The organism is Nonomuraea sp. 3N208, from assembly GCF_052245935.1.
In the GTDB taxonomy this organism is placed as follows: domain Bacteria; phylum Actinomycetota; class Actinomycetes; order Streptosporangiales; family Streptosporangiaceae; genus Nonomuraea.
On record NZ_JBQQBR010000079.1, the window covers coordinates 16,849 to 33,621 of the forward strand.

Genomic DNA, 16,773 nt, shown 5'->3' on the forward strand with positions numbered 1-16,773 from the left:
CGCTAGAAGCCCTCGGTGACCAGCCCGGCCAGCCGCTCCCGCGAGGCCCGTACGGTGAACGGCTCGCAGCCGGTGCAGAAGTAGCCGCGGCCGAACGTGAACTCCACCGTGCCCTTGCCCAGGTTGACCAGCAGGCGCTCGTTGTCCACGCTCACGGTCCGCGGGATCTGGCGGGCCGGCATGAGGGGCCGCAGCGCGGCGGCCAGCCGCCTCCTGCCCGCCGGGGTGAAGGCGACAGGGGCGAAGATCTCCCGGACGGTGAGCTCCCGCCCCGCGGCCACGTCGTAGGTGACCGCCCGCCACTGCTCGCCCGCAAGCAGGTAGCGCACCGAGATCACCCGAGCGTCGTCGCGTACCACGACGTGGGTGCCGCTCACGACCCCGTGGGCGGCCGGGTTCGCGCGGAGGTCGCGCAACGTGTCGTCGAGGTGGTCCCTGACCGGCGCGAACAACGCCGCGTTGACCCGCCGCGCGTCTCCGCCCGAGGCCCGCGGGTAGGAGACGTCGATCGTGAGCCGCGGCCGCTGCTCCCGCCAGGTGGCCGAGGTGATCACGAACGCGGGCGGGGTCCCTCGCACGAGGGGCGCCGCCGCCACGGCGACGAGCACGGCGGCCCCCGCCAGCAGCACCTTCCTCGGCACCGGCGCCGCCAGCCCCGCCACGACGAACGGCCCCGCCACGAACCCCGCCTGCAGGCCCGCCACCGGGTCCAGCGGCAGGCTCGCCAGCCCTCCCGCCACCACCGACGACCCCCACACGGCCGCCCACGAGCGGAGTCCTGTGGCGTTCGACCGCGCCAGGACGAGAGAGACCAGCCCGGCCAGCAGCACGACGTAGAGCGCGCCGGAGAGATTCTCCAGTGGCGGTTGCGCGACGGACACGGCGGGAGCCGTCACGAAGACCCCGCTCCCGGGGGCCTCGGCGTACGGCTCCACGCCGAACCCTCGGACCGCCCCCGCCGCCACCACCACCGCCAGCGCCGCCCCGGCCACCCGCATCGCGGCCACGGCGCGCTCCCGCCGGGCCGGCACGTGCTCGCGGACCTGCTCCTTCCAGGCCCGGTACCGCTCGGCCAGCGTCCCCCAGGTCTCCTCCTCCTCGAGCTCGACGATCCGTACGAACCTGGTCAAGCCCACCTGTGAGTGCACGATGAATAACAACGCCGCCAAACCTGGCACGACAACCCCCGTGAAGAGCGCCGCCTCCCTCGCCGGGGAGACGCCCAGCAGCCGTTCACCGGTCACCGCGTACGCGATCACGCTGCCCGCGTTCCAGCCCACCGCCGCCGCCAGTGCCAGCGCGCCCACCAGCACCAGGTAGTCGGAGGCGGGGAAGAGCCGCACGAGCCGCCCCCGTACCGCGAGATGGACGAGAACCGCCGCCGACACCGCGAACACCGCCGTCACCGTCCACAACCACACCACGGCCGTCCTGCCCAGCACGGGGTCCGGCGGGGCGAGGAAGGCGAGCGCCCGCACCGGCACCGGCGTCGCGTCGTCGTACGTCCGCCGCGTCAGCCCGGCGTAGCGCGAGGTCACGGCCAGGCAGAAGTACGTCATCGCGAGCGCCGCCCCCGCCACGAGCAGGCTCCACCGCCGGTCGGGCCGCACCGGATCCGGCGGCGTGGGCTCGCGGTCCTTTCCCGGGAGCACCAGCTGCAGTGCGGTGCCGGCCAGCGCGAGCAGCAGCGGCGGCACCGCGATCTGCGCGGGCTCGGCGACCAGTGCCGCCCCGATGTCGCGGGCGTACTCCACCGCCCAGGCCGCGTTCAGCGGGTCGGCGAGGAGCGGTTCCCGCATGCCGCGGTCGATCGCGACCACGGCCGCGTACACGATCGGGGCCGCGCACAGCGCGATCCACGCCAGCACGAACGCCCGCCCCGGCCGGCCCTCCACCGGTAATCGCCGGCGCAGCGCCCCCTCCAGGTAGCTCGCCACGACGGCCGACAGCACCGCGGCCACCTGGTCGAAGTAGCCCAGCGAGAGCGGCAGCCAGGCCAGCAGCGGCTCCTGGTCCCTGATGAGAACGCTCCACACCAGCGCCCAGCCGAGCACCAGGCAGGGCAGCACCCACCGGCGCGGCCGGAACACCCGCTTGGCCGGCGGCGGGGGAGAGGCGGGCAGGGTCCGCGTCACCGCCAGCGCCGCGAGCGCGGCCACCAGCGCCGTCGCCATCCCCCAGGAGGCGGCGTACGGCGCGGCGTCGGCGAACGCCGACCCGCGCGCCCCGAGCTCCGGTGCCCACGCCAGCACCGCGATCACGCCGGCGGGCCCGCCCGCCAGGGACCAGCAGGCCACCAGCCCCACCCGCGACGGCCCGAAGCCGGACCAGCGGAACACCGCATACGCCCCGGCCGTGAGCGTCACCGAGAATCCCGCCAGCGTGACCACCGCGATCAGCGCCGGCCCCTGGCCCAGGCCGGGGAACACCAGCGCCCCCACGAACGGCCGGCCGAGCAGGAACCCGCCCACGGGCGGCAGGGCGGCGAGGCCCGAGACGGCGAACGCGGAACCCGCGGCCGCGAGCAGGAACATGCCAGTCGACTTCACCACGCCCCGGTAACTGCCCGCCCAGCGCGAACCCGTGCGTGGACCGGACAGCCGCCCACGTCAGAGGCGCTTCACCCGCTGCCGGAGCAGTCGCGCCAGCCGGAACGCCGCCAGCACGCTCACGCCCAGATGCGCCGACACGAGGGGGAGGCGACCGGGGCGGACATCGTGCGGTCGCTGGAGTCGGTGGCGGCCGGGCAGGTGGTGTTCGGGGCCTCGACGGGCGGCCGCGTGCTGGCCGCGGCCCAAGACGCCGGCCTCGGCACCCTGAGGGACCGTCCGCCGGGCAGAGCCGAACGCTGAAGCCGTCCGTTGTCCGGCTGGACAAGGCCGCAGGTGGCCGGCGCGTATGCCTTCGACATGCGAGAAGCCAGGTTCGTGATCGGCGAACCTGGCTTCTCGATGAAGCAGAGTGGACGATACTGGGATTGAACCAGTGACCTCTTCCGTGTCAGGGAAGCGCTCTCCCGCTGAGCTAATCGTCCAGTGAGGTGGCGACGGGATTTGAACCCGTGTGGACGGCTTTGCAGGCCGCTGCCTCGCCTCTCGGCCACGCCACCGAGCCGGAAGCTCCGAGCGGAAGACGGGATTCGAACCCGCGACCCTCACCTTGGCAAGGTGATGCTCTACCACTGAGCCACTTCCGCGTCCGCCCCCGTCGGGGCGACGAGAGAACTCTAGCGAATCCTGGCCGAGTCCCCAAACTGGATTACGCCCGCGCACGTCAGCTGTGGCCGCCGTTGACCGTGACACGCTGGCCCGTGATGAAGGCGCCACCGTCCGAGGCCAGGAACGACACCGCCGCCGCCACGTCCTCCGGGGTGCCCATCCGGCGCAACGGCACCTCCTCCAGGTAGCCGCTCTGGTCGAGGTCGGCGTGCCGCTCCACGGGGATCCAGCCGGGCGCGACGACGTTGACCGTGACGCCGTACGGGCCCAGCTCGCGTGCCCACGCCTCGGTCAGCGCGTGCTGGGCGCCCTTGGCCGCGATGTACGCCGACATGCCGGGCAGGTTGCGATCGACGATGTCGGAGCCGATCTGGATGACCCGGCCGCCACCCCGCTCCCGCATGCCGGGAAGCACCGCCTGCACCAGCAGCGTGGGGCTCTTGACGAAGAAGCGGAGCTGGTCGAGGTGGGCCTCCCAGGTGAGGTCCTCCAGCGGGATCGAGGGCTGCGGGCCGGTGGCGTTGGCCACCAGCACGCCCACCGGGCCGAGCCGTCCGGCGATCCGGTCGACCAGGCCCGCTACGCCGCTCTCGTCGGTGACGTCGGCGAGGAAGCCCTCCGCGACGCCGCCGGCGGCGCGGATGGCGTCCACGACCTGCTGGACGCCGTCGGCGTCCTTACGGGAGTTGACGGCGACGGCCAGGCCGTCTGCGGCGAGCCTTTGCGCGATCACGGCTCCCAGGCCGCGGGAGGCGCCGGTGACAAGGGCGACTAAGGTCATGGAACAGACCTTAGCCACCCGTCCGGTCAGCGGGTGGGCTGCAGGTCCGCCGGATGCGGCCCCTCGGTCTCCAGGCGGTATTCCTGGCCGGAGACGGCGCGGTTGTCGTCGATGACCCGCTCCGACGGGGGCTGCTCGCCGCCCATGATCGCGTCCTGCATCTTCGAGAACCGCTCGTGGGCCTCCCGCACGTAGCCCGTCCCCAGCGTGGTCTGGTCGATCTGGGTGGCGATCAGGTCACGGACGTAGGCCTTGTTCGGCTCGAAGGTCACCGGCGGCGGCAGGGCGGGTGCCAGCACCTGTTCGGGATCGCGGCCGTCGAACCGCTTGAACATCTCGGCCGCCAGCCGCAGCTGCTCCAGCTCCATGCTCAGATGCAGCTCCCAGATGTTCTTCACCTTCGGGTCGGACTCCGTCTCCATGAACGAGTAGTACAGGTAGCACTCGTTGTACTCGTGGTTGAGCAGCATCTCCCACCAGCTCTCACCGGGGTCGACCAGCGACTCGTAGTGGGTGACGTGCTCTTCCTCGATGAGCGCGATCTCCTGATACAGCTGGCGGGCGATCGGCTCCATGTACATCGGGCCGACGTTCATGTAGAAGTTCATCGTCTGCTGCTCGGCCGCCATGATCGTCAGTGCGTGCAGGCGGGACAGCGGCTCGGTGGTGGTGCGGTCGTACGGCTCCCGCACGTTGTCCACGGGGTCGCGGTGATGCATGTAGGTGGGCCGTCCCGGCATGACCTCGGTGAGGTTGTCGACGATCTTCTCGGCCTTGCGGTGCTCGATCATCTCGTACAGGTTGGCGTACCGGTAGAGGTGGTCGAAGTCCTCCAGCACGCCGAACTGGTAGGCCTGCCGCAGGTACGGGTCCGGCTCCATGCGCGCCACCCACGAGGTCAGGTCCACGGCGACCTGCTCGTACGCGATGGTGGTCTCCAGCACCGAGGCGACCCCGGGCAGCAGCCAGTTGACCACCTTTTGCTGCTGGGCCTCGAGGTAGCGCACCCGGGCCAGCTGCCGCTTGGCCTCGATGTCCGGGCAGTGACGGGCCAGCTGGTGGCTGAAGAGGATCGCCTCCGTCTCGATGCCGTTCATGGTGATGATCCGGCACCGGGTGTACGGGTCGGCGTGGTCGGGGTCGATGGGCGTGACGTTCAGCTCGCGCCAGTCGCGTAGCTGCTCGTCCAGCGGGATACCCCGCTCCTGCAACGGGTCGAAGGCCATATCGCCGCCCGTACCCGGCGCATTCTCCGTGTTAAGTCCTCCAACGGCCCGCGTTCGGTAAGGAAACGCGTGCCTTCCGCGGGCCCGGGGTAGGGCGCTGACGTGGCTGAACATGATGTGATCGAGCTGCTGACGGCCCAGCACGGGCAGATCAGGGATCTGTTCGACGAGGTCGAGCAGGCGCCGCCGGACAAGGTGGAGGCGGCCTTCGGCCGGTTGACGCGGATGTTGTCCGTGCACGAGACCGCTGAGGAGGAGATCGTCCACCCGTACGCGCGCAGGAAGCTCGACAACGGGCAGGGCGTGGTCGCCGACCGGCTGCACGAGGAGAACCACGCCAAGCGGCTCCTCCTCGACCTGTACAACGACGGCGTGGACCATCCCCGGTTCTGGGAGCGCCTCGCCGAGCTGCGCACCGCCGTCACGGCGCACGCGCGGGGCGAGGAGCGGTACGAGTTCGCGAAGCTGCGCGAGAGCACCTCCACGGCCGAGCGGCGGGCCATGGCGGCGGCGGTACGGGCGGCCGAGACCCTCGCGCCGGTGCGCCCGCACCCCGGCACGGAGTCGGCCACCAAGAACATGCTGCTGGGACCGCCCATGGCGGTGATGGACCGGGCCCGCGAGCTGATCCGCAAGGCCCTCGGCAGGACCTGAAGGCCGCGGAAGACCTCGGGAGAATCCCGCCGGGCATCCTTCGACGCCTGGCGAAATATCGGCGTATTACCGTCGGAGGCGTGGAACACATCGCGCGAGACGCCGACATCGCGCCCGTCGCCGCGCTCATCGCGGACCCGACCCGGGCGGCCATCCTGACGGCCCTGCTCGACGGGCGGGCGCTGGCGGCCGGCGAACTGGCCAGGGTGGCGGGCGTGAGCGCCGCCACCGCCAGCGCGCACCTGGCCAGGCTGCTCGACGGCAGGCTGGTGGACGTCGTGCGCCAGGGCCGCCACCGCTACTACCGGCTTGCCGGGCACGAGGTGGCCGAGGTGCTGGAGGTGCTGGCCAGGATCAGCGCCCGCCCGCCGGTGCGCTCTCTGCGCCAGTCCCGGCAGGCGAGGCTGCTGGAGGAGGCCCGCACCTGTTACGACCACCTCGCCGGCCGCGCCGGGGTGGGGCTGCTCGACGGGCTCAGGGAGGGCGGTTACTACGCGGCGCAGGACCTGACCGGCGCGGGCGAGCGGCTGCTGGCGGGGCTCGGCGTGGACGTGGCGGGCGCGCGGCGCTCGCGGCGCAGGTTCGCACCCGAGTGCCTGGACTGGACCGAGCGCAGGTCCCACCTGGGTGGTGCGCTGGGAGCGGCGATCACCGAGGCGCTGTTCGACCGCGGATGGCTCCGGCGCGGCAGCGTGCCCAGGGCGGTGCTCCTCACCGACGAGGGCAGGGAGGGGTTGTCGGCATTGTTCCCAAGTAAGGAGCTAACATCGCATACGCCGGTTACCTAGCAAGTGAGAGAGACCCACCATGCGCGACAACGGCGTCGTGAACGTCGGCCCTGAGCCCCTGACCTTCCATGACGTGATCGAGGTGGCCCGGCACGGGGCCGCCGTCCGGCTCACCGACGACGCGGTGGCCGCCATGTCGGCCGCCCGCCAGCGGGTGGACGAGCTGGCTGAGAGCCCGGTGCCCGCGTACGGCATCTCGACGGGGTTCGGGGCGCTCGCCACCCGGCACATCGACCCGGCGCTCCGTACCCAGCTCCAGCGCTCCCTTGTCCGCTCCCACGCGGCCGGCAGCGGCCCCGAGGTGGAGACCGAGGTCGTGCGCGCGCTCATGCTGCTGCGCCTGCGCACGCTCGCCTCCGGCCACACCGGCATCAGGCCGAACACCGCCAAGACCCTGGCCGCGCTGCTCAGCGCCGGGATCACGCCGATCGTGCACGAGTACGGCAGCCTCGGTTGCTCGGGCGACCTGGCGCCGCTGGCGCATGTGGCGCTCACTCTGATGGGCGAGGGCGTCGTCCGCGACAAATCCGGCAACATGCTGCCCGCCGCCGAGGCGCTCAAGCAGGCCCACATCGAGCCGGTCGAGCTGGCCGCCAAGGAGGGCCTGGCGCTCATCAACGGCACGGACGGCATGCTCGGCATGCTCGTCCTCGCCATCGAGGACCTCACCAGGCTGGTCAGGACCGCCGACGTGAGCGCGGCGATGAGCGTGGAGGCGCTGCTGGGCACCGACCGGGTGTTCGCCCCCGAGCTGCAGGCCCTGCGCCCGCACCCGGGGCAGGCGCGCTCCGCCGCCAACATGATGAAGATCCTCGAGGACTCCGGGATCATGGCCAGCCACCGTGACCCCGAGGCGTGCACCCGCGTCCAGGACGCCTACTCGCTGCGCTGCGCCCCCCAGGTCGCCGGGGCCGCCCGCGACACGATCGCGCACGCCGCCACCGTGGCCGGGTGGGAGCTGGCCAGCGCCGTCGACAATCCGGCCGTGCTGGCCGACGGCCGGGTGGAGTCCAACGGCAACTTCCACGGCGCGCCGGTCGCGTACGTCCTGGATTTCCTGGCCGTCGTGGCCGCCGACCTGGCCTCGATGTCGGAGCGCCGTACCGACCGGTTCCTGGACGTGGCGCGCAACCACGGGCTGCCCGCGTTCCTGGCCCACGACCCGGGCGTGGACTCCGGGCACATGATCGCCCAGTACACGCAGGCCGCGATCGTCTCCGAGTTGAAGCGGCTGGCCGTGCCCGCCAGCGTCGACTCCATTCCCAGCTCGGCCATGCAGGAGGACCACGTGTCCATGGGCTGGTCGGCCGCGCGCAAGCTGCGCAGGTCGATCGACGGCCTGACCCGGGTGCTGGCCGTCGAGGTCCTCACCGCCGGCCGCGCGCTTGACCTGCGTGCCCCGCTGGTGCCCGCGCCCGCGACGGCGGCCGTGGTCAAGGCGCTGCGTGAGACCGTGCCCGCCCCGGGGCCCGACCGGTTCCTGGCGCCGGAGATCGACTGCGCCGTGCGTCTGGTGGCCGACGGGGGAGTGGTGGCCGCCGCCGAGTCGGTCACCGGCCCCCTGGACTGAGCGCCACGATCAGGTCCACCTCCAGCAGCAAGCCGGGCATGAACAACTTCGACACCTCCACGGTGGTGCTGGCCGGGGGCGTGCCCGTGAGGTACGCGCGGCGCACCGCCCCGTACTCGGCGCGGGCGTCCATGTCCGTGAGGTAGGTCCTGATGAACGCGATGTCGTCGAACGTGGCGCCCTGATCGGCGAGGATGCGCGCGATGACCTGGAAGACGTGCTCGGCCTGGGCCGCCATCGAGCCCTCGCCGACCACCTTCCCGCTCTCGTCGAAGGCCGCCACGCCGGAGACGTAGAGCGTGTCGCCGGCGCGGACGGCGTGCGAGTACATGCCGTTCGTCGCCGGGATCGTCGGCACGTTGACCGGCACCGCACGCGCGGCGCGCCCGCCTCCGGCGTGCTCCAGGATGGCGGTCAGGTCCCGGTCGCCGAACCCGGCCGCCCGCGCCTCCTGCAGCCGCTTGCGTGCCGCCGTGGCCAGCGACCCGCCTTCCCACGCCGCCAGCTCCAGGTCCTTGGCCGCATGCGCCAGTGAGTAGCGGGTCTCTTCCGCGGGCACGCGCAGCCGCTCGGCCAGCACGCCCAGCGGGGTGCCCGACAACACGTCGATCAGCGCCTCGCGGTCCACGCCGTGCGCCTGGCCGTAGGCGTAGGTCTCGGCCAGCAGCACCTGCGCGGGCACCATCGCGCTCATCACGGCGATCTTCATGGCCGCGCCCGCCCCCAGCGGCCCCAGCTCGCGCACGGACCCGAACACGGACAACACCTCGCGGCAGCCCGACAGGTCGCCACCGGCGAGCACGGTCAGCGTGCCGTCGGCGGCGGGGCCGACGCTGCCCAGCACCGGCGCGTCCACCAGGGTGATCGAGGCAGGCAGTAACGTCCGCAGCCCGCGCACCGCCTCCGGGCCGATCGTGGACATCTCGACCACCGTCGCGCCGGCTCGCAGCCCCGGCAGCGCCGCCGCCAGCACCTCGCGTACCGCTGGCGGGTCGCTCAGCATGGTGATGACCAGGTCCGCGCCCTCCACCGCGGCGGCCACGGAGACGCCGGTCCCGCGGCGCCACGTCGTCACCTTGTGCCCGGCCGCCACGAGCCGCCGGGCCATGGGGACGCCCATGCGTCCCTGCCCGAGAAAAGCAATCTGTCCGATGAAAGATGTCATGCGGCAAGTACACATGGATGCGAGGTATTCCACCACCGACTAGATTGCATACCAGCCATGCACGATGAGAATGCCTTTGACACCGCGGCGCTCCGCCTCCTCGACGAGGTGGCGCGGAACGGATCGTTCACCGCCGCCGCCGAGCTGCTCGGATACACCCAGTCGGCGGTCTCCCGCCGGGTCGCCGCGCTCGAACGCGCCGCCGGCGGGCCGCTCTTCGAGCGCCTGGCCCGCGGGGTGCGCCTGACGCCCGCCGGCGCCGCCCTGCACCGCCACGCCGTCGCCGTGCTGGACCGCCTCGACCGCGCGGGCGAGGAGCTGGCCGCCATCCACGGCGGGCGCGGCGGGACGCTGCGCGTGGGCGCGTTCGCCACCGCCAACGTGGACCTCGTCCCCAGGGCCTTGAAACGCTTCGCCGCCCGGCGTCCCGGCGTCGAGCTGCGCCTGACCGAGGGGCTCACCGCGCGGCTGACGGACCGGCTCAGGGAGGGGGCGCTGGACGTGGCCGTGATCAGCGACTACCCGACGGGGCTGCCGGCCGGCCCGCCCCATACCGTGCCGCTGCTCGAGGACCGGCTTTTCGTGGCGCTGCCCGCCGGTCACCGGCTGGCCGGCGACGACGACGTGGACCTGCGGGACCTGGCCGGCGAGAGCTGGATCGAGGCGGCCCCGCGCGGCCAGCCCACACTGCTGGTCACCGCGTGCGCGGCCGCCGGGTTCACCCCGCGCAGCGGGCTGCGGGTGGCGGAATGGATGGGCAAGTTCGCCTTCGTGGCCGCGGGGCTTGGCGTGACGCTGGTGCCGGAGCTGGCGGCGCGGGCCGTACCCGCCGATCTGGTGCTGCGGCCGCTGCGCGGGACGGCGCCGGTGCGGAAGGTGTACGCGGCCCTGCCCGGCGAGCCACTGCCCGCGGCGCTGGAGCTCGTCGAATTGCTGGGACAATGGGAGACGTGTACGACGGCTTCGCCTACTTCGGTCACACCCTCGCCACCGGTCTGCGGGACGTGACCTCCGACCTCGCCGCGCTCGACGGCGCGGGATGGTGGGCCGTCGTCGTCGACTACGAGGGCAAGGTGACGTGTGCCCGGTTCGACCGGGTGCGCCAGATGCGCATGCCCAGACCGGCCGGCCCCTGGCACGGGCCGAGCCTCGGCCAGTGGCGCAGCTCCCTCGACCGGGCCGGCTACGAGCGTGGCGTGCGGGCCATCCGCGACTACATCGAGCAGGGCGAGGTCTACCAGGCCAACCTGTGCCGGATCCTGACCGCGCCCGTCCCGCCGGACGCCGACCCGCTGGCCCTGACCGCCAGGCTCGCCACCGGCAACCCGGCGCCCTACGGCGGCGTGATCCAGGTGCCCGGGCTCAGCGTGGTGTCGGCCTCGCCGGAGCTCTACCTGTCGCGCGACGGCGACGTCGTGGAGTCCAGGCCGATCAAGGGCACCGGCGCGACCGCCGGCGACCTGCTCGACAAGGACTACGCGGAAAACGTCATGATCGTCGACCTCGTCCGCAACGACCTGGGCAGGGTCGCGGCCGTCGGCACCGTCGAGGTGCCGTCGCTGTGCGCGGTCGAGGCGCACCCCGGTCTCGTCCACCTCGTCTCCACCGTGCGCGCCCGGCTGGCGCCGGAGGCGGGCTGGCCGGAGTTGTTCGCGGCGACGTTCCCACCGGGATCGGTCACGGGCGCGCCCAAATCGTCGGCCCTGCGCATCATCAATGAGCTCGAACCAGCCCCCCGGGGCCCGTACTGTGGGGCCGTGGGCTGGGTCGACGCCGATCGGGGCAAGGCGGCACTGGCCGTCGGCATCAGAACATTCTGGATCTCAGACGGCGAGATCCGGTTCGGCACGGGAGCGGGCATCACGTGGGGCAGCGACCCCGGGCGCGAATGGCTCGAGACCGAGCTCAAAGCAGCCAGGCTCATCGCACTGGCGTCCACAGGAGGAACTGAATGAACATCCCTGTCTGGGTCAACGGGGAGCTGATCGACCCCGCGCTGGCCACCGTGTCGGTGTTCGACCACGGGCTGATGGTCGGCGACGGCGTCTTCGAGACCATCAAGATCGTGAACGGCGAGTCGTTCGCCCTCACCCGGCACCTCGACCGGCTCAAGCTCTCCGCCCAGCGCATGGACCTGCCCGAGCCCGACCTCGAGGCCATCGCCGACGGCATCGGCAAGTGCCTGGCGGCCGCGCCCGCCTGGGAGCTGGGCCGCATCCGCGTCACCTACACCAGCGGTCCCGGCCCGCTCGGCTCAGACCGCGGCGACCAGGGCACCACCTCCGTCGTCATCGTGGACGAGCAGAAGCCGTTCCCCGCCGCCGCCAACGTCGCCGTCGTGCCCTGGCCACGCAACGAGCGCGGCGCCCTGGCCGGGGTCAAGAGCACCTCGTACGGCGACAACGCCAAGGCCCTGCTGCACGCCAAGAAGCGCGGCGGCGGCGAGGCGATCTTCGGCAACCTCGCGGGCAACCTCTGCGAGGGCACCGGCTCCAACATCTTCATCGTCCGCGACGGCCGCCTGCTCACCCCCACCCTGGAGTCCGGCTGCCTGGCCGGCGTCACCCGGGCGCTGGTGCTCGAGTGGTGCGGCGGCGAGGAGGCCGACGTGCCGCTGTCGGCCCTGTACGAGGCCGAAGAGGCCTTCCTCACCTCCACCACCCGCGACGTCCAGCCGATCAAGCTGGTGGACGACACTGAGCTGCCGCTCGCCCCCGGCCCGATCACCGCCAAGGCGATACGCGTCTTCGCCGAGCGGTCTGCCGCCGACCTGGACCCGTGATCCTCTTCCCCGGAGCTTCCGGAGCTTGCGGAACGCGGCGGCCCCGCGCCGTGCACGTGGGGGCCGCCGCCGATCCCGCCTTATGCCCGCGCGAGCTCCGGCGCCCCGGTCGGCGCGAGCTCCGGCGCGCATGAACGGGGAGGGTGGCGCGACCTCCGGCGCGCCGGAGCTCGCGCTGCCGCCGATTTCGGAAATGGGGGCGATCGTCACCGTCGAACGAGTGCTCGCCCGCACTCCGGCTCTCGCCGTCCGGTTGCCGATGATCCAGGCGTACGCCACCGGCTGCCTGCTCAACCTCGACGTCGTGGCCCGCAACGCGGCCGCGCCCCGCACCCTGGCGCTGCAGCTCGACTCGGCGTTCTCCGGCGAGGAGAGCACGTCGCTGCACGTCACGCTGCGTTACCCGGACGGCGTCGAAGTGGACTCAGGCAAGGACCACGACTGCGCGCCGCCGAGCCTTTCCTGGTTCCCCGGGGGAGTGCGCGGCGACGCGTCGTTCACTCTTTACCAGATGCCCCTGTGGCTGTTTCCCCTGCCGCCGCCCCAGCATTTCCTGCTTGCCGTGGAATGGCCGTGGGCCGGCATCGCGCCCGAGTACGTCTGGCTCGACGGCGCCGCCATCGCGGGGGCGGCGGCGCGGTCGGCGCATTCCTGGCCCTCTCAGTAGGTCTTCTGGGTCTGGACGTTGAAGTCGTCCATCGTGACCTTCTTGGCGGGGTCGGTGAGCGGGTCGTCGATCTCCAGGACGTCCAGGCCCTGCGTGATGTCGCTGGAGTAGATGTAGCCGTTGTAGTAGTAGGCCGACCAGGAGCCGGCGATGACGCTGCCCTTGACGGGGCCGCGCTCGAAGTAGCCGATCTCCTTGGGGTTCGCCGAATCGGTGAAGTCCCAGATCGACACGCCGCCCTGATACCACGCTTGCACCATGATGTCCTTGCCGGGCACCGGGATCAGCGAGCCGTTGTGCGCCACGCAGTTCTCGTCCGGCTGCTGCTCCCTGGGGATCTTGAAGTAGCCCCGTTTCTGCAGCTGGCCGTTCACCAGGTCGTAGACGGCGTTGGCGCCCTTCGTGTTCGGCGTGTTGCGGTCGCACGTGGCCTGGCCGCCGCCGCCCAGCTCGTCGCTGAACACCACCTTCGTGCCGTCGTTGTTGAACGTCGCCGAGTGCCAGATCTGGAAGTTCTCGGTGTCGGTGAGCTGCTGCAGCACCTTCGGATTGACCGGGTCGGAGATGTCGAGCAGCACGCCGTCGCCGAAGCAGGCGGCCGCGGCCAGCTTCTTCTCCGGGTAGGCGGTGATGTCGTGGCAGCCGGAGGCGAACTCGGAGTGCTGCCGCTCAGGGAAGATATCCGGCTTCGCCACGATTTTTGCGGATTGGGGCGACGAAAGCGGCACTTCTACGATCTGGATGAGCTCGTGCGGTGCCGGGCAGGTCTCCGAGTCGGGCTCGGGGCCGGGGGAGGAGACGTACACGTACAGGTTGTCCTGGCCGGGGATCATCGTGTGGGTGTGTGAGCCGCACTCGGTCTGGACGGCGCCCACGTACTTCGGGCTCTTCTTGTCACTGACGTCGAAGATCCGCAGACCCTCCCAGGACGGGTCGTTCTGGCTCGCGTCGCACTCCGGGCCGCCGACCGGCTCGTCGATGGACAGGATCAGCAGATTGTCGTAAATCGTGACGTCGTTCTGCTGGGCCGGGCAGGACACCTGGCTCACGAGTTGCGGCTTCCGGGGGTCGGTGATGTCGTAGATGGAGAAACCGCCGAAGTTCCCGACATAGGCATAGTTGCCGTTGAACGCCAGGTCCGAGTTGATGTCATCCACCCCGTCGAAGGGAGCGGTCTTCGGAACGTGGGCGACATGCTTGACGTTGTCACTCGTGATGACGTCGCTGCCGGCGGCGGAGGTGCTGGCTGGAGCGCTGGTCTCCTGCTGTGTGTTCGCGGGTGTCGCCGGCGGTTCCGCTAAGGTCTGTTGGCCGGCCGCGCATGCGGAGGCCAGCAGCAGCACCGTGCCTATCATCGCTCCGCGCAATTTCGCAGAGATCAACGCGTATCCCCTTTGTCTAGTAGCTCAGTATGGAAGCTATGTCAGTAGGTTCGTGGCCGCGTACGGTCTTCGTCACGGTTATGGCTACTTTTGTGTTGGCTGCGTGCTCTCAGCAGCCGGTCAAACACGTCTCGCCCATCGGCACGGACGCGCCCGTCCTGGTGCCGGGCAGTCCGGGGGCCGCGGCACGTACGGCGACGCCGGGGGCGCGGATCGGGCAGACACCGAGGCCGACGGTGGCCTCGGACGTACGCTTCGCGGAGGCCATGATCCCCCACCACCGCCAGGCCCTGGAGATGACCTCCTTAGTGAACGACCGCACCACCACGCCGGCGATCCGCGCGTTCGCCCGCTCCATCACGGCCGCCCAGACCCCTGAGATCAAGGCCATGACCGGCTGGCTCGCCGAACTGGGCCGCCAGGCCCCGGCCGGGCACGCGCACGAGCAGGCCGCGGGCTACGGGATGGCGACGCCGCAGGAGCTCAACGCGCTGCGTGCGGCCCGGGGGACCGCCTTCGACCGCCTGTTCCTGCAGCTGATGACCAGGCACCACGAGGGGGCGGTGAAGATGGCCGGTGAGGAGCTGACCAACGGGCGCGACCGGCGCATGCGGCTGCTGGCCAAGGACGTGTACTCGGGCCAGAGCATCGAGATCGCCCGGATGAAGGAGGTCCTGGAGTCGCTGCCGGCCTAGACCTGTCAGCGGCGAAACCTGCCCTCCGGCCGGGAACGGGCCCTTCGACCGGAACGGGCCCTTCGACCGGAACGGGCCCTTCGACCGGAACGGGCCCTTCGACCGGAACGGGCCCTTGGGCCGGGGAAACGGGCCTAAACAGGAAAGCGGCCCCGCCCGTCATACTGCGCGGGCGAGGCCGTCGTTGTGCCTATGAGGGCCGTTGGAGTGCCTATGGGGACTGTGCGCTCAAGAAGGCCACAGCATGTTCGTCAGCTCGGCGTCCAGATCCATGAAGTCGGTCTCGCGCCCCGCCGGCACCTTCTCGTAGGTCCGGTGCAGGAACTCGGTCAGCGGTGCCAGGGGCACTTCGAAGAGCGCCTGCCCGAACGGCGACGTGAGGCTGATGTGGAGCGTGCGCTCGCCGTCGGCGCGGGCAGGCCACACCTGCACGTCGCCGTCGCCGACACGCCTCACGATGCCCACGGTCAACAACTCGCGGGCGAAGATCCACTCGACCGGCTCGTCGTTCCCTACGTGGAAGGCCATGCGGATGGCGTACGGATCGTCGGCTGTGTAACTCAGTCCGGCGAGCAGGGGGACGGTAGTACGGTCGGGGACCACAAGCCGAAGGCCAAGCTCGGCGGAGACGGTGGTGCTGTTCATCGTCAGCCAAACCTTTTCGTCGTAGGTCCCCTCTTCGGGGCTTTCACTGCTCTGACGGACTTCGTCCTGAGCTATGACGCGGAACGAAGAAACCTGTAGGAAAGATTCCGCTTCAGGGGCCTTCTGTAACGCACATCACAGCTGGACATTTAGGCATCTACCAGGCTAAACGGCATCAATCGGGTCGTATTTGCAAGGGTTTTGCGTGCTGTGGAGCCTGCCCCGGCGCGCCGACCATGAACGTTTCTCGCGAAAAGATCGCGATCGGCTCCTTCCGGAACACGACGATGGTATGTCACCGACCCCCGGTGCCGATGGGCAACCGCCGCCTTTCACCTGAATCCCTCCCATCAACCTCTCTACAGCCGTTCGCCGCCCCCGCCGACCGCTTTCGCTTCGCCAGCACGTGCCAGAGTGCGGTATGGTTTTCCCCGTCGGCACCGCGAGGACCGGCAGGCGGGCGATTAGCTCAGCGGGAGAGCGCTTCGTTCACACCGAAGAGGTCACTGGTTCGATCCCAGTATCGCCCACCAACGTCAAGGGCCACATCCCAACACGGGACGTGGCCCTTTTGATCTTCCAAGTGACTAACTGAGTGACTGTCGTCCGCCACGGTCGTTACCTGGGAAGATGCGATCCATGACTGTTGCGCCGTCCTGGATGACAGGTTTGATCTGATGACGGTAGACCTTCTCTGTGACCGCCGAGCCGCCGGCGTGGCCGATGAGCCGGGCGATGTTCTCGACTGGGACTCCATCTGCTGACAGCAAGGAGACGAAGCTGTGCCGCATGTCCCGGGGCGTCCAGTCAGCGTCGACCAGACCGGCTCGTGTGATCGCTCGCCGGACGTTCCCCGCGCTCATCTTGGTGCCGTTTCGGGTAGCGAACACCAGCTGAGCCTGGTCGTCCTGCTCAGCGCGGTCCCGGAAGCGCTCAGGTGGTTCCAGAACGCGACCAGGGCGTGAACGCAGCGGTCAGGGAGTTGGGGCGTACGGCGGGACTTGGGCGTCTTGGTATCCCCGCTGGCGCGGACCGAGCGCCAGACGTACACGGCGAAGTCGTCATGCTCCCAGCCCAGGGCTCCGGCGTAGTGGGGTTTTGTCCCGTTTCTCGATCATGCGAGGTTGAGGACGGTGAGAGCGCGGGTGGCGTCGCGGGAGATGTAGCGGATGGCTTGGGCGATGTTGTCGGCGCCGTTCA

At 70.8% G+C, this 16,773-nt stretch carries 17 protein-coding genes and 4 tRNA genes; 10 read left to right on the forward strand and 11 right to left on the reverse strand.

What is annotated here, in order from left to right:
• Positions 1 to 2: 2 nt before the first annotated feature.
• Positions 3 to 2,549, reverse strand: a complete 2,547-nt coding sequence (locus ACTWPT_RS57415) for a hypothetical protein (protein WP_443186007.1) — start codon at positions 2,547 to 2,549, stop codon at positions 3 to 5.
• 129 nt (positions 2,550 to 2,678) lie between these two features.
• On the opposite strand from ACTWPT_RS57415, the gene ACTWPT_RS57420 reads away from it, so the two are divergent.
• Positions 2,679 to 2,852, forward strand: coding sequence for a hypothetical protein (locus tag ACTWPT_RS57420; protein ID WP_443186008.1), 174 nt, complete (start codon positions 2,679 to 2,681; stop codon positions 2,850 to 2,852).
• Positions 2,853 to 2,962: 110 nt separating this feature from the next.
• Here ACTWPT_RS57420 and ACTWPT_RS57425 read toward each other — a convergent pair.
• From ACTWPT_RS57425 to ACTWPT_RS57445, 5 genes are all read right to left on the reverse strand, one after another.
• Positions 2,963 to 3,034, reverse strand: a tRNA-Val gene (locus ACTWPT_RS57425).
• Positions 3,035 to 3,038: 4 nt separating this feature from the next.
• Positions 3,039 to 3,109: transfer RNA gene (locus ACTWPT_RS57430), tRNA-Cys, on the reverse strand.
• Between the two features lie 15 nt (positions 3,110 to 3,124).
• Positions 3,125 to 3,196 (reverse strand) — tRNA-Gly (locus tag ACTWPT_RS57435).
• Between the two features lie 77 nt (positions 3,197 to 3,273).
• The gene (locus ACTWPT_RS57440; RefSeq protein WP_443186009.1) at positions 3,274 to 3,999 is read right to left on the reverse strand and encodes an SDR family NAD(P)-dependent oxidoreductase; all 726 of its coding nucleotides are present in this window, start codon (positions 3,997 to 3,999) and stop codon (positions 3,274 to 3,276) included.
• Positions 4,000 to 4,025: 26 nt separating this feature from the next.
• Positions 4,026 to 5,225 (reverse strand): hypothetical protein, encoded by a 1,200-nt coding sequence (locus tag ACTWPT_RS57445; RefSeq protein WP_443186010.1) that lies wholly within the window; start codon positions 5,223 to 5,225, stop codon positions 4,026 to 4,028.
• Positions 5,226 to 5,327: 102 nt separating this feature from the next.
• Between ACTWPT_RS57445 and ACTWPT_RS57450 the strand changes: the two genes are divergently transcribed.
• The 3 genes from ACTWPT_RS57450 (at position 5,328) to hutH (ending at position 8,237) form a co-directional block, all read left to right on the forward strand.
• Complete coding sequence (locus tag ACTWPT_RS57450) at positions 5,328 to 5,879, forward strand: hemerythrin domain-containing protein (RefSeq protein ID WP_443186011.1); 552 nt, start codon at positions 5,328 to 5,330, stop codon at positions 5,877 to 5,879.
• Positions 5,880 to 5,959: 80 nt separating this feature from the next.
• Positions 5,960 to 6,667 (forward strand): ArsR/SmtB family transcription factor, encoded by a 708-nt coding sequence (locus ACTWPT_RS57455; RefSeq protein ID WP_443186012.1) that lies wholly within the window; start codon positions 5,960 to 5,962, stop codon positions 6,665 to 6,667.
• A 19-nt stretch (positions 6,668 to 6,686) separates the two neighbouring features.
• The gene (gene hutH / locus ACTWPT_RS57460; protein ID WP_443186013.1) at positions 6,687 to 8,237 is read left to right on the forward strand and encodes a histidine ammonia-lyase; all 1,551 of its coding nucleotides are present in this window, start codon (positions 6,687 to 6,689) and stop codon (positions 8,235 to 8,237) included.
• Here the strand turns inward: hutH and ACTWPT_RS57465 are convergent.
• Positions 8,218 to 9,402, reverse strand: coding sequence for a Rid family hydrolase (locus ACTWPT_RS57465; RefSeq protein WP_443186014.1), 1,185 nt, complete (start codon positions 9,400 to 9,402; stop codon positions 8,218 to 8,220). The genes hutH and ACTWPT_RS57465 overlap by 20 nt on opposite strands.
• 57 nt (positions 9,403 to 9,459) lie before the next feature.
• Between ACTWPT_RS57465 and ACTWPT_RS57470 the strand changes: the two genes are divergently transcribed.
• From ACTWPT_RS57470 to ACTWPT_RS57485, 4 genes are all read left to right on the forward strand, one after another.
• Positions 9,460 to 10,410 carry a LysR family transcriptional regulator gene (locus ACTWPT_RS57470; RefSeq protein WP_443186015.1) on the forward strand — a complete coding sequence of 317 codons (951 nt, stop codon included), beginning with the start codon at positions 9,460 to 9,462 and terminating at the stop codon, positions 10,408 to 10,410.
• Positions 10,344 to 11,357 carry a chorismate-binding protein gene (locus tag ACTWPT_RS57475; RefSeq protein WP_443186016.1) on the forward strand — a complete coding sequence of 338 codons (1,014 nt, stop codon included), beginning with the start codon at positions 10,344 to 10,346 and terminating at the stop codon, positions 11,355 to 11,357. Before ACTWPT_RS57470 ends, ACTWPT_RS57475 begins: the two co-directional genes overlap by 67 nt.
• The gene (locus ACTWPT_RS57480; RefSeq protein ID WP_443186017.1) at positions 11,354 to 12,184 is read left to right on the forward strand and encodes an aminotransferase class IV; all 831 of its coding nucleotides are present in this window, start codon (positions 11,354 to 11,356) and stop codon (positions 12,182 to 12,184) included. The genes ACTWPT_RS57475 and ACTWPT_RS57480 overlap by 4 nt, the downstream gene beginning before the upstream one ends.
• 130 nt (positions 12,185 to 12,314) lie before the next feature.
• A complete protein-coding gene (locus ACTWPT_RS57485) occupies positions 12,315 to 12,851 on the forward strand; it encodes a hypothetical protein (RefSeq protein WP_443186018.1) in 537 nt (178 codons plus the stop codon).
• Here the strand turns inward: ACTWPT_RS57485 and ACTWPT_RS57490 are convergent.
• Together ACTWPT_RS57490 and ACTWPT_RS57495 are read right to left on the reverse strand one after the other, a co-directional pair.
• Entirely contained in the window at positions 12,845 to 14,206 is a 1,362-nt protein-coding gene (locus ACTWPT_RS57490; protein WP_443186019.1) for an LVIVD repeat-containing protein, read from the reverse strand. The two genes, ACTWPT_RS57485 and ACTWPT_RS57490, sit on opposite strands and share 7 nt — an antisense overlap.
• Before the next feature lie 136 nt (positions 14,207 to 14,342).
• On the reverse strand, positions 14,343 to 14,501 hold the full coding sequence (locus ACTWPT_RS57495; protein ID WP_443186020.1) for a hypothetical protein: 159 nt from the start codon (positions 14,499 to 14,501) through the stop codon (positions 14,343 to 14,345).
• 28 nt (positions 14,502 to 14,529) lie between these two features.
• On the opposite strand from ACTWPT_RS57495, the gene ACTWPT_RS57500 reads away from it, so the two are divergent.
• Complete coding sequence (locus ACTWPT_RS57500; RefSeq protein ID WP_443186021.1) at positions 14,530 to 14,928, forward strand: DUF305 domain-containing protein; 399 nt, start codon at positions 14,530 to 14,532, stop codon at positions 14,926 to 14,928.
• A gap of 228 nt (positions 14,929 to 15,156) precedes the next feature.
• On the opposite strand, the gene ACTWPT_RS57505 is transcribed toward ACTWPT_RS57500, so the two are convergent.
• The gene (locus ACTWPT_RS57505) at positions 15,157 to 15,573 is read right to left on the reverse strand and encodes an SsgA family sporulation/cell division regulator (RefSeq protein ID WP_020547189.1); all 417 of its coding nucleotides are present in this window, start codon (positions 15,571 to 15,573) and stop codon (positions 15,157 to 15,159) included.
• Positions 15,574 to 16,031: 458 nt separating this feature from the next.
• Here ACTWPT_RS57505 and ACTWPT_RS57510 point away from each other — a divergent pair.
• Positions 16,032 to 16,106: transfer RNA gene (locus tag ACTWPT_RS57510), tRNA-Val, on the forward strand.
• Between the two features lie 54 nt (positions 16,107 to 16,160).
• Here the strand turns inward: ACTWPT_RS57510 and ACTWPT_RS57515 are convergent.
• Complete coding sequence (locus tag ACTWPT_RS57515; protein WP_443186022.1) at positions 16,161 to 16,463, reverse strand: tyrosine-type recombinase/integrase; 303 nt, start codon at positions 16,461 to 16,463, stop codon at positions 16,161 to 16,163.
• Positions 16,464 to 16,773: the final 310 nt, after the last annotated feature.

Bases quoted from the DNA above. Each gene is read 5' to 3' on its own strand.
- ACTWPT_RS57495 (WP_443186020.1), bottom strand. From the start codon at position 14,501: ATGGCCTCCGCGAAGCGTACGTCCGAGGCCACCGTCGGCCTCGGTGTC.
- ACTWPT_RS57445 (WP_443186010.1), bottom strand. From the start codon at position 5,225: ATGGCCTTCGACCCGTTGCAGGAGCGGGGTATCCCGCTGGACGAGCAG.
- hutH (WP_443186013.1), top strand. From the start codon at position 6,687: ATGCGCGACAACGGCGTCGTGAACGTCGGCCCTGAGCCCCTGACCTTC.
- ACTWPT_RS57420 (WP_443186008.1), top strand. From the start codon at position 2,679: ATGCGCCGACACGAGGGGGAGGCGACCGGGGCGGACATCGTGCGGTCG.
- ACTWPT_RS57470 (WP_443186015.1), top strand. From the start codon at position 9,460: ATGCACGATGAGAATGCCTTTGACACCGCGGCGCTCCGCCTCCTCGAC.
- ACTWPT_RS57505 (WP_020547189.1), bottom strand. From the start codon at position 15,573: ATGAACAGCACCACCGTCTCCGCCGAGCTTGGCCTTCGGCTTGTGGTC.
- ACTWPT_RS57485 (WP_443186018.1), top strand. From the start codon at position 12,315: ATGAACGGGGAGGGTGGCGCGACCTCCGGCGCGCCGGAGCTCGCGCTG.
- ACTWPT_RS57465 (WP_443186014.1), bottom strand. From the start codon at position 9,402: ATGACATCTTTCATCGGACAGATTGCTTTTCTCGGGCAGGGACGCATG.
- ACTWPT_RS57480 (WP_443186017.1), top strand. From the start codon at position 11,354: ATGAACATCCCTGTCTGGGTCAACGGGGAGCTGATCGACCCCGCGCTG.
- ACTWPT_RS57490 (WP_443186019.1), bottom strand. From the start codon at position 14,206: ATGATAGGCACGGTGCTGCTGCTGGCCTCCGCATGCGCGGCCGGCCAA.
- ACTWPT_RS57500 (WP_443186021.1), top strand. From the start codon at position 14,530: ATGACCTCCTTAGTGAACGACCGCACCACCACGCCGGCGATCCGCGCG.
- ACTWPT_RS57475 (WP_443186016.1), top strand. From the start codon at position 10,344: ATGGGAGACGTGTACGACGGCTTCGCCTACTTCGGTCACACCCTCGCC.
- ACTWPT_RS57440 (WP_443186009.1), bottom strand. From the start codon at position 3,999: ATGACCTTAGTCGCCCTTGTCACCGGCGCCTCCCGCGGCCTGGGAGCC.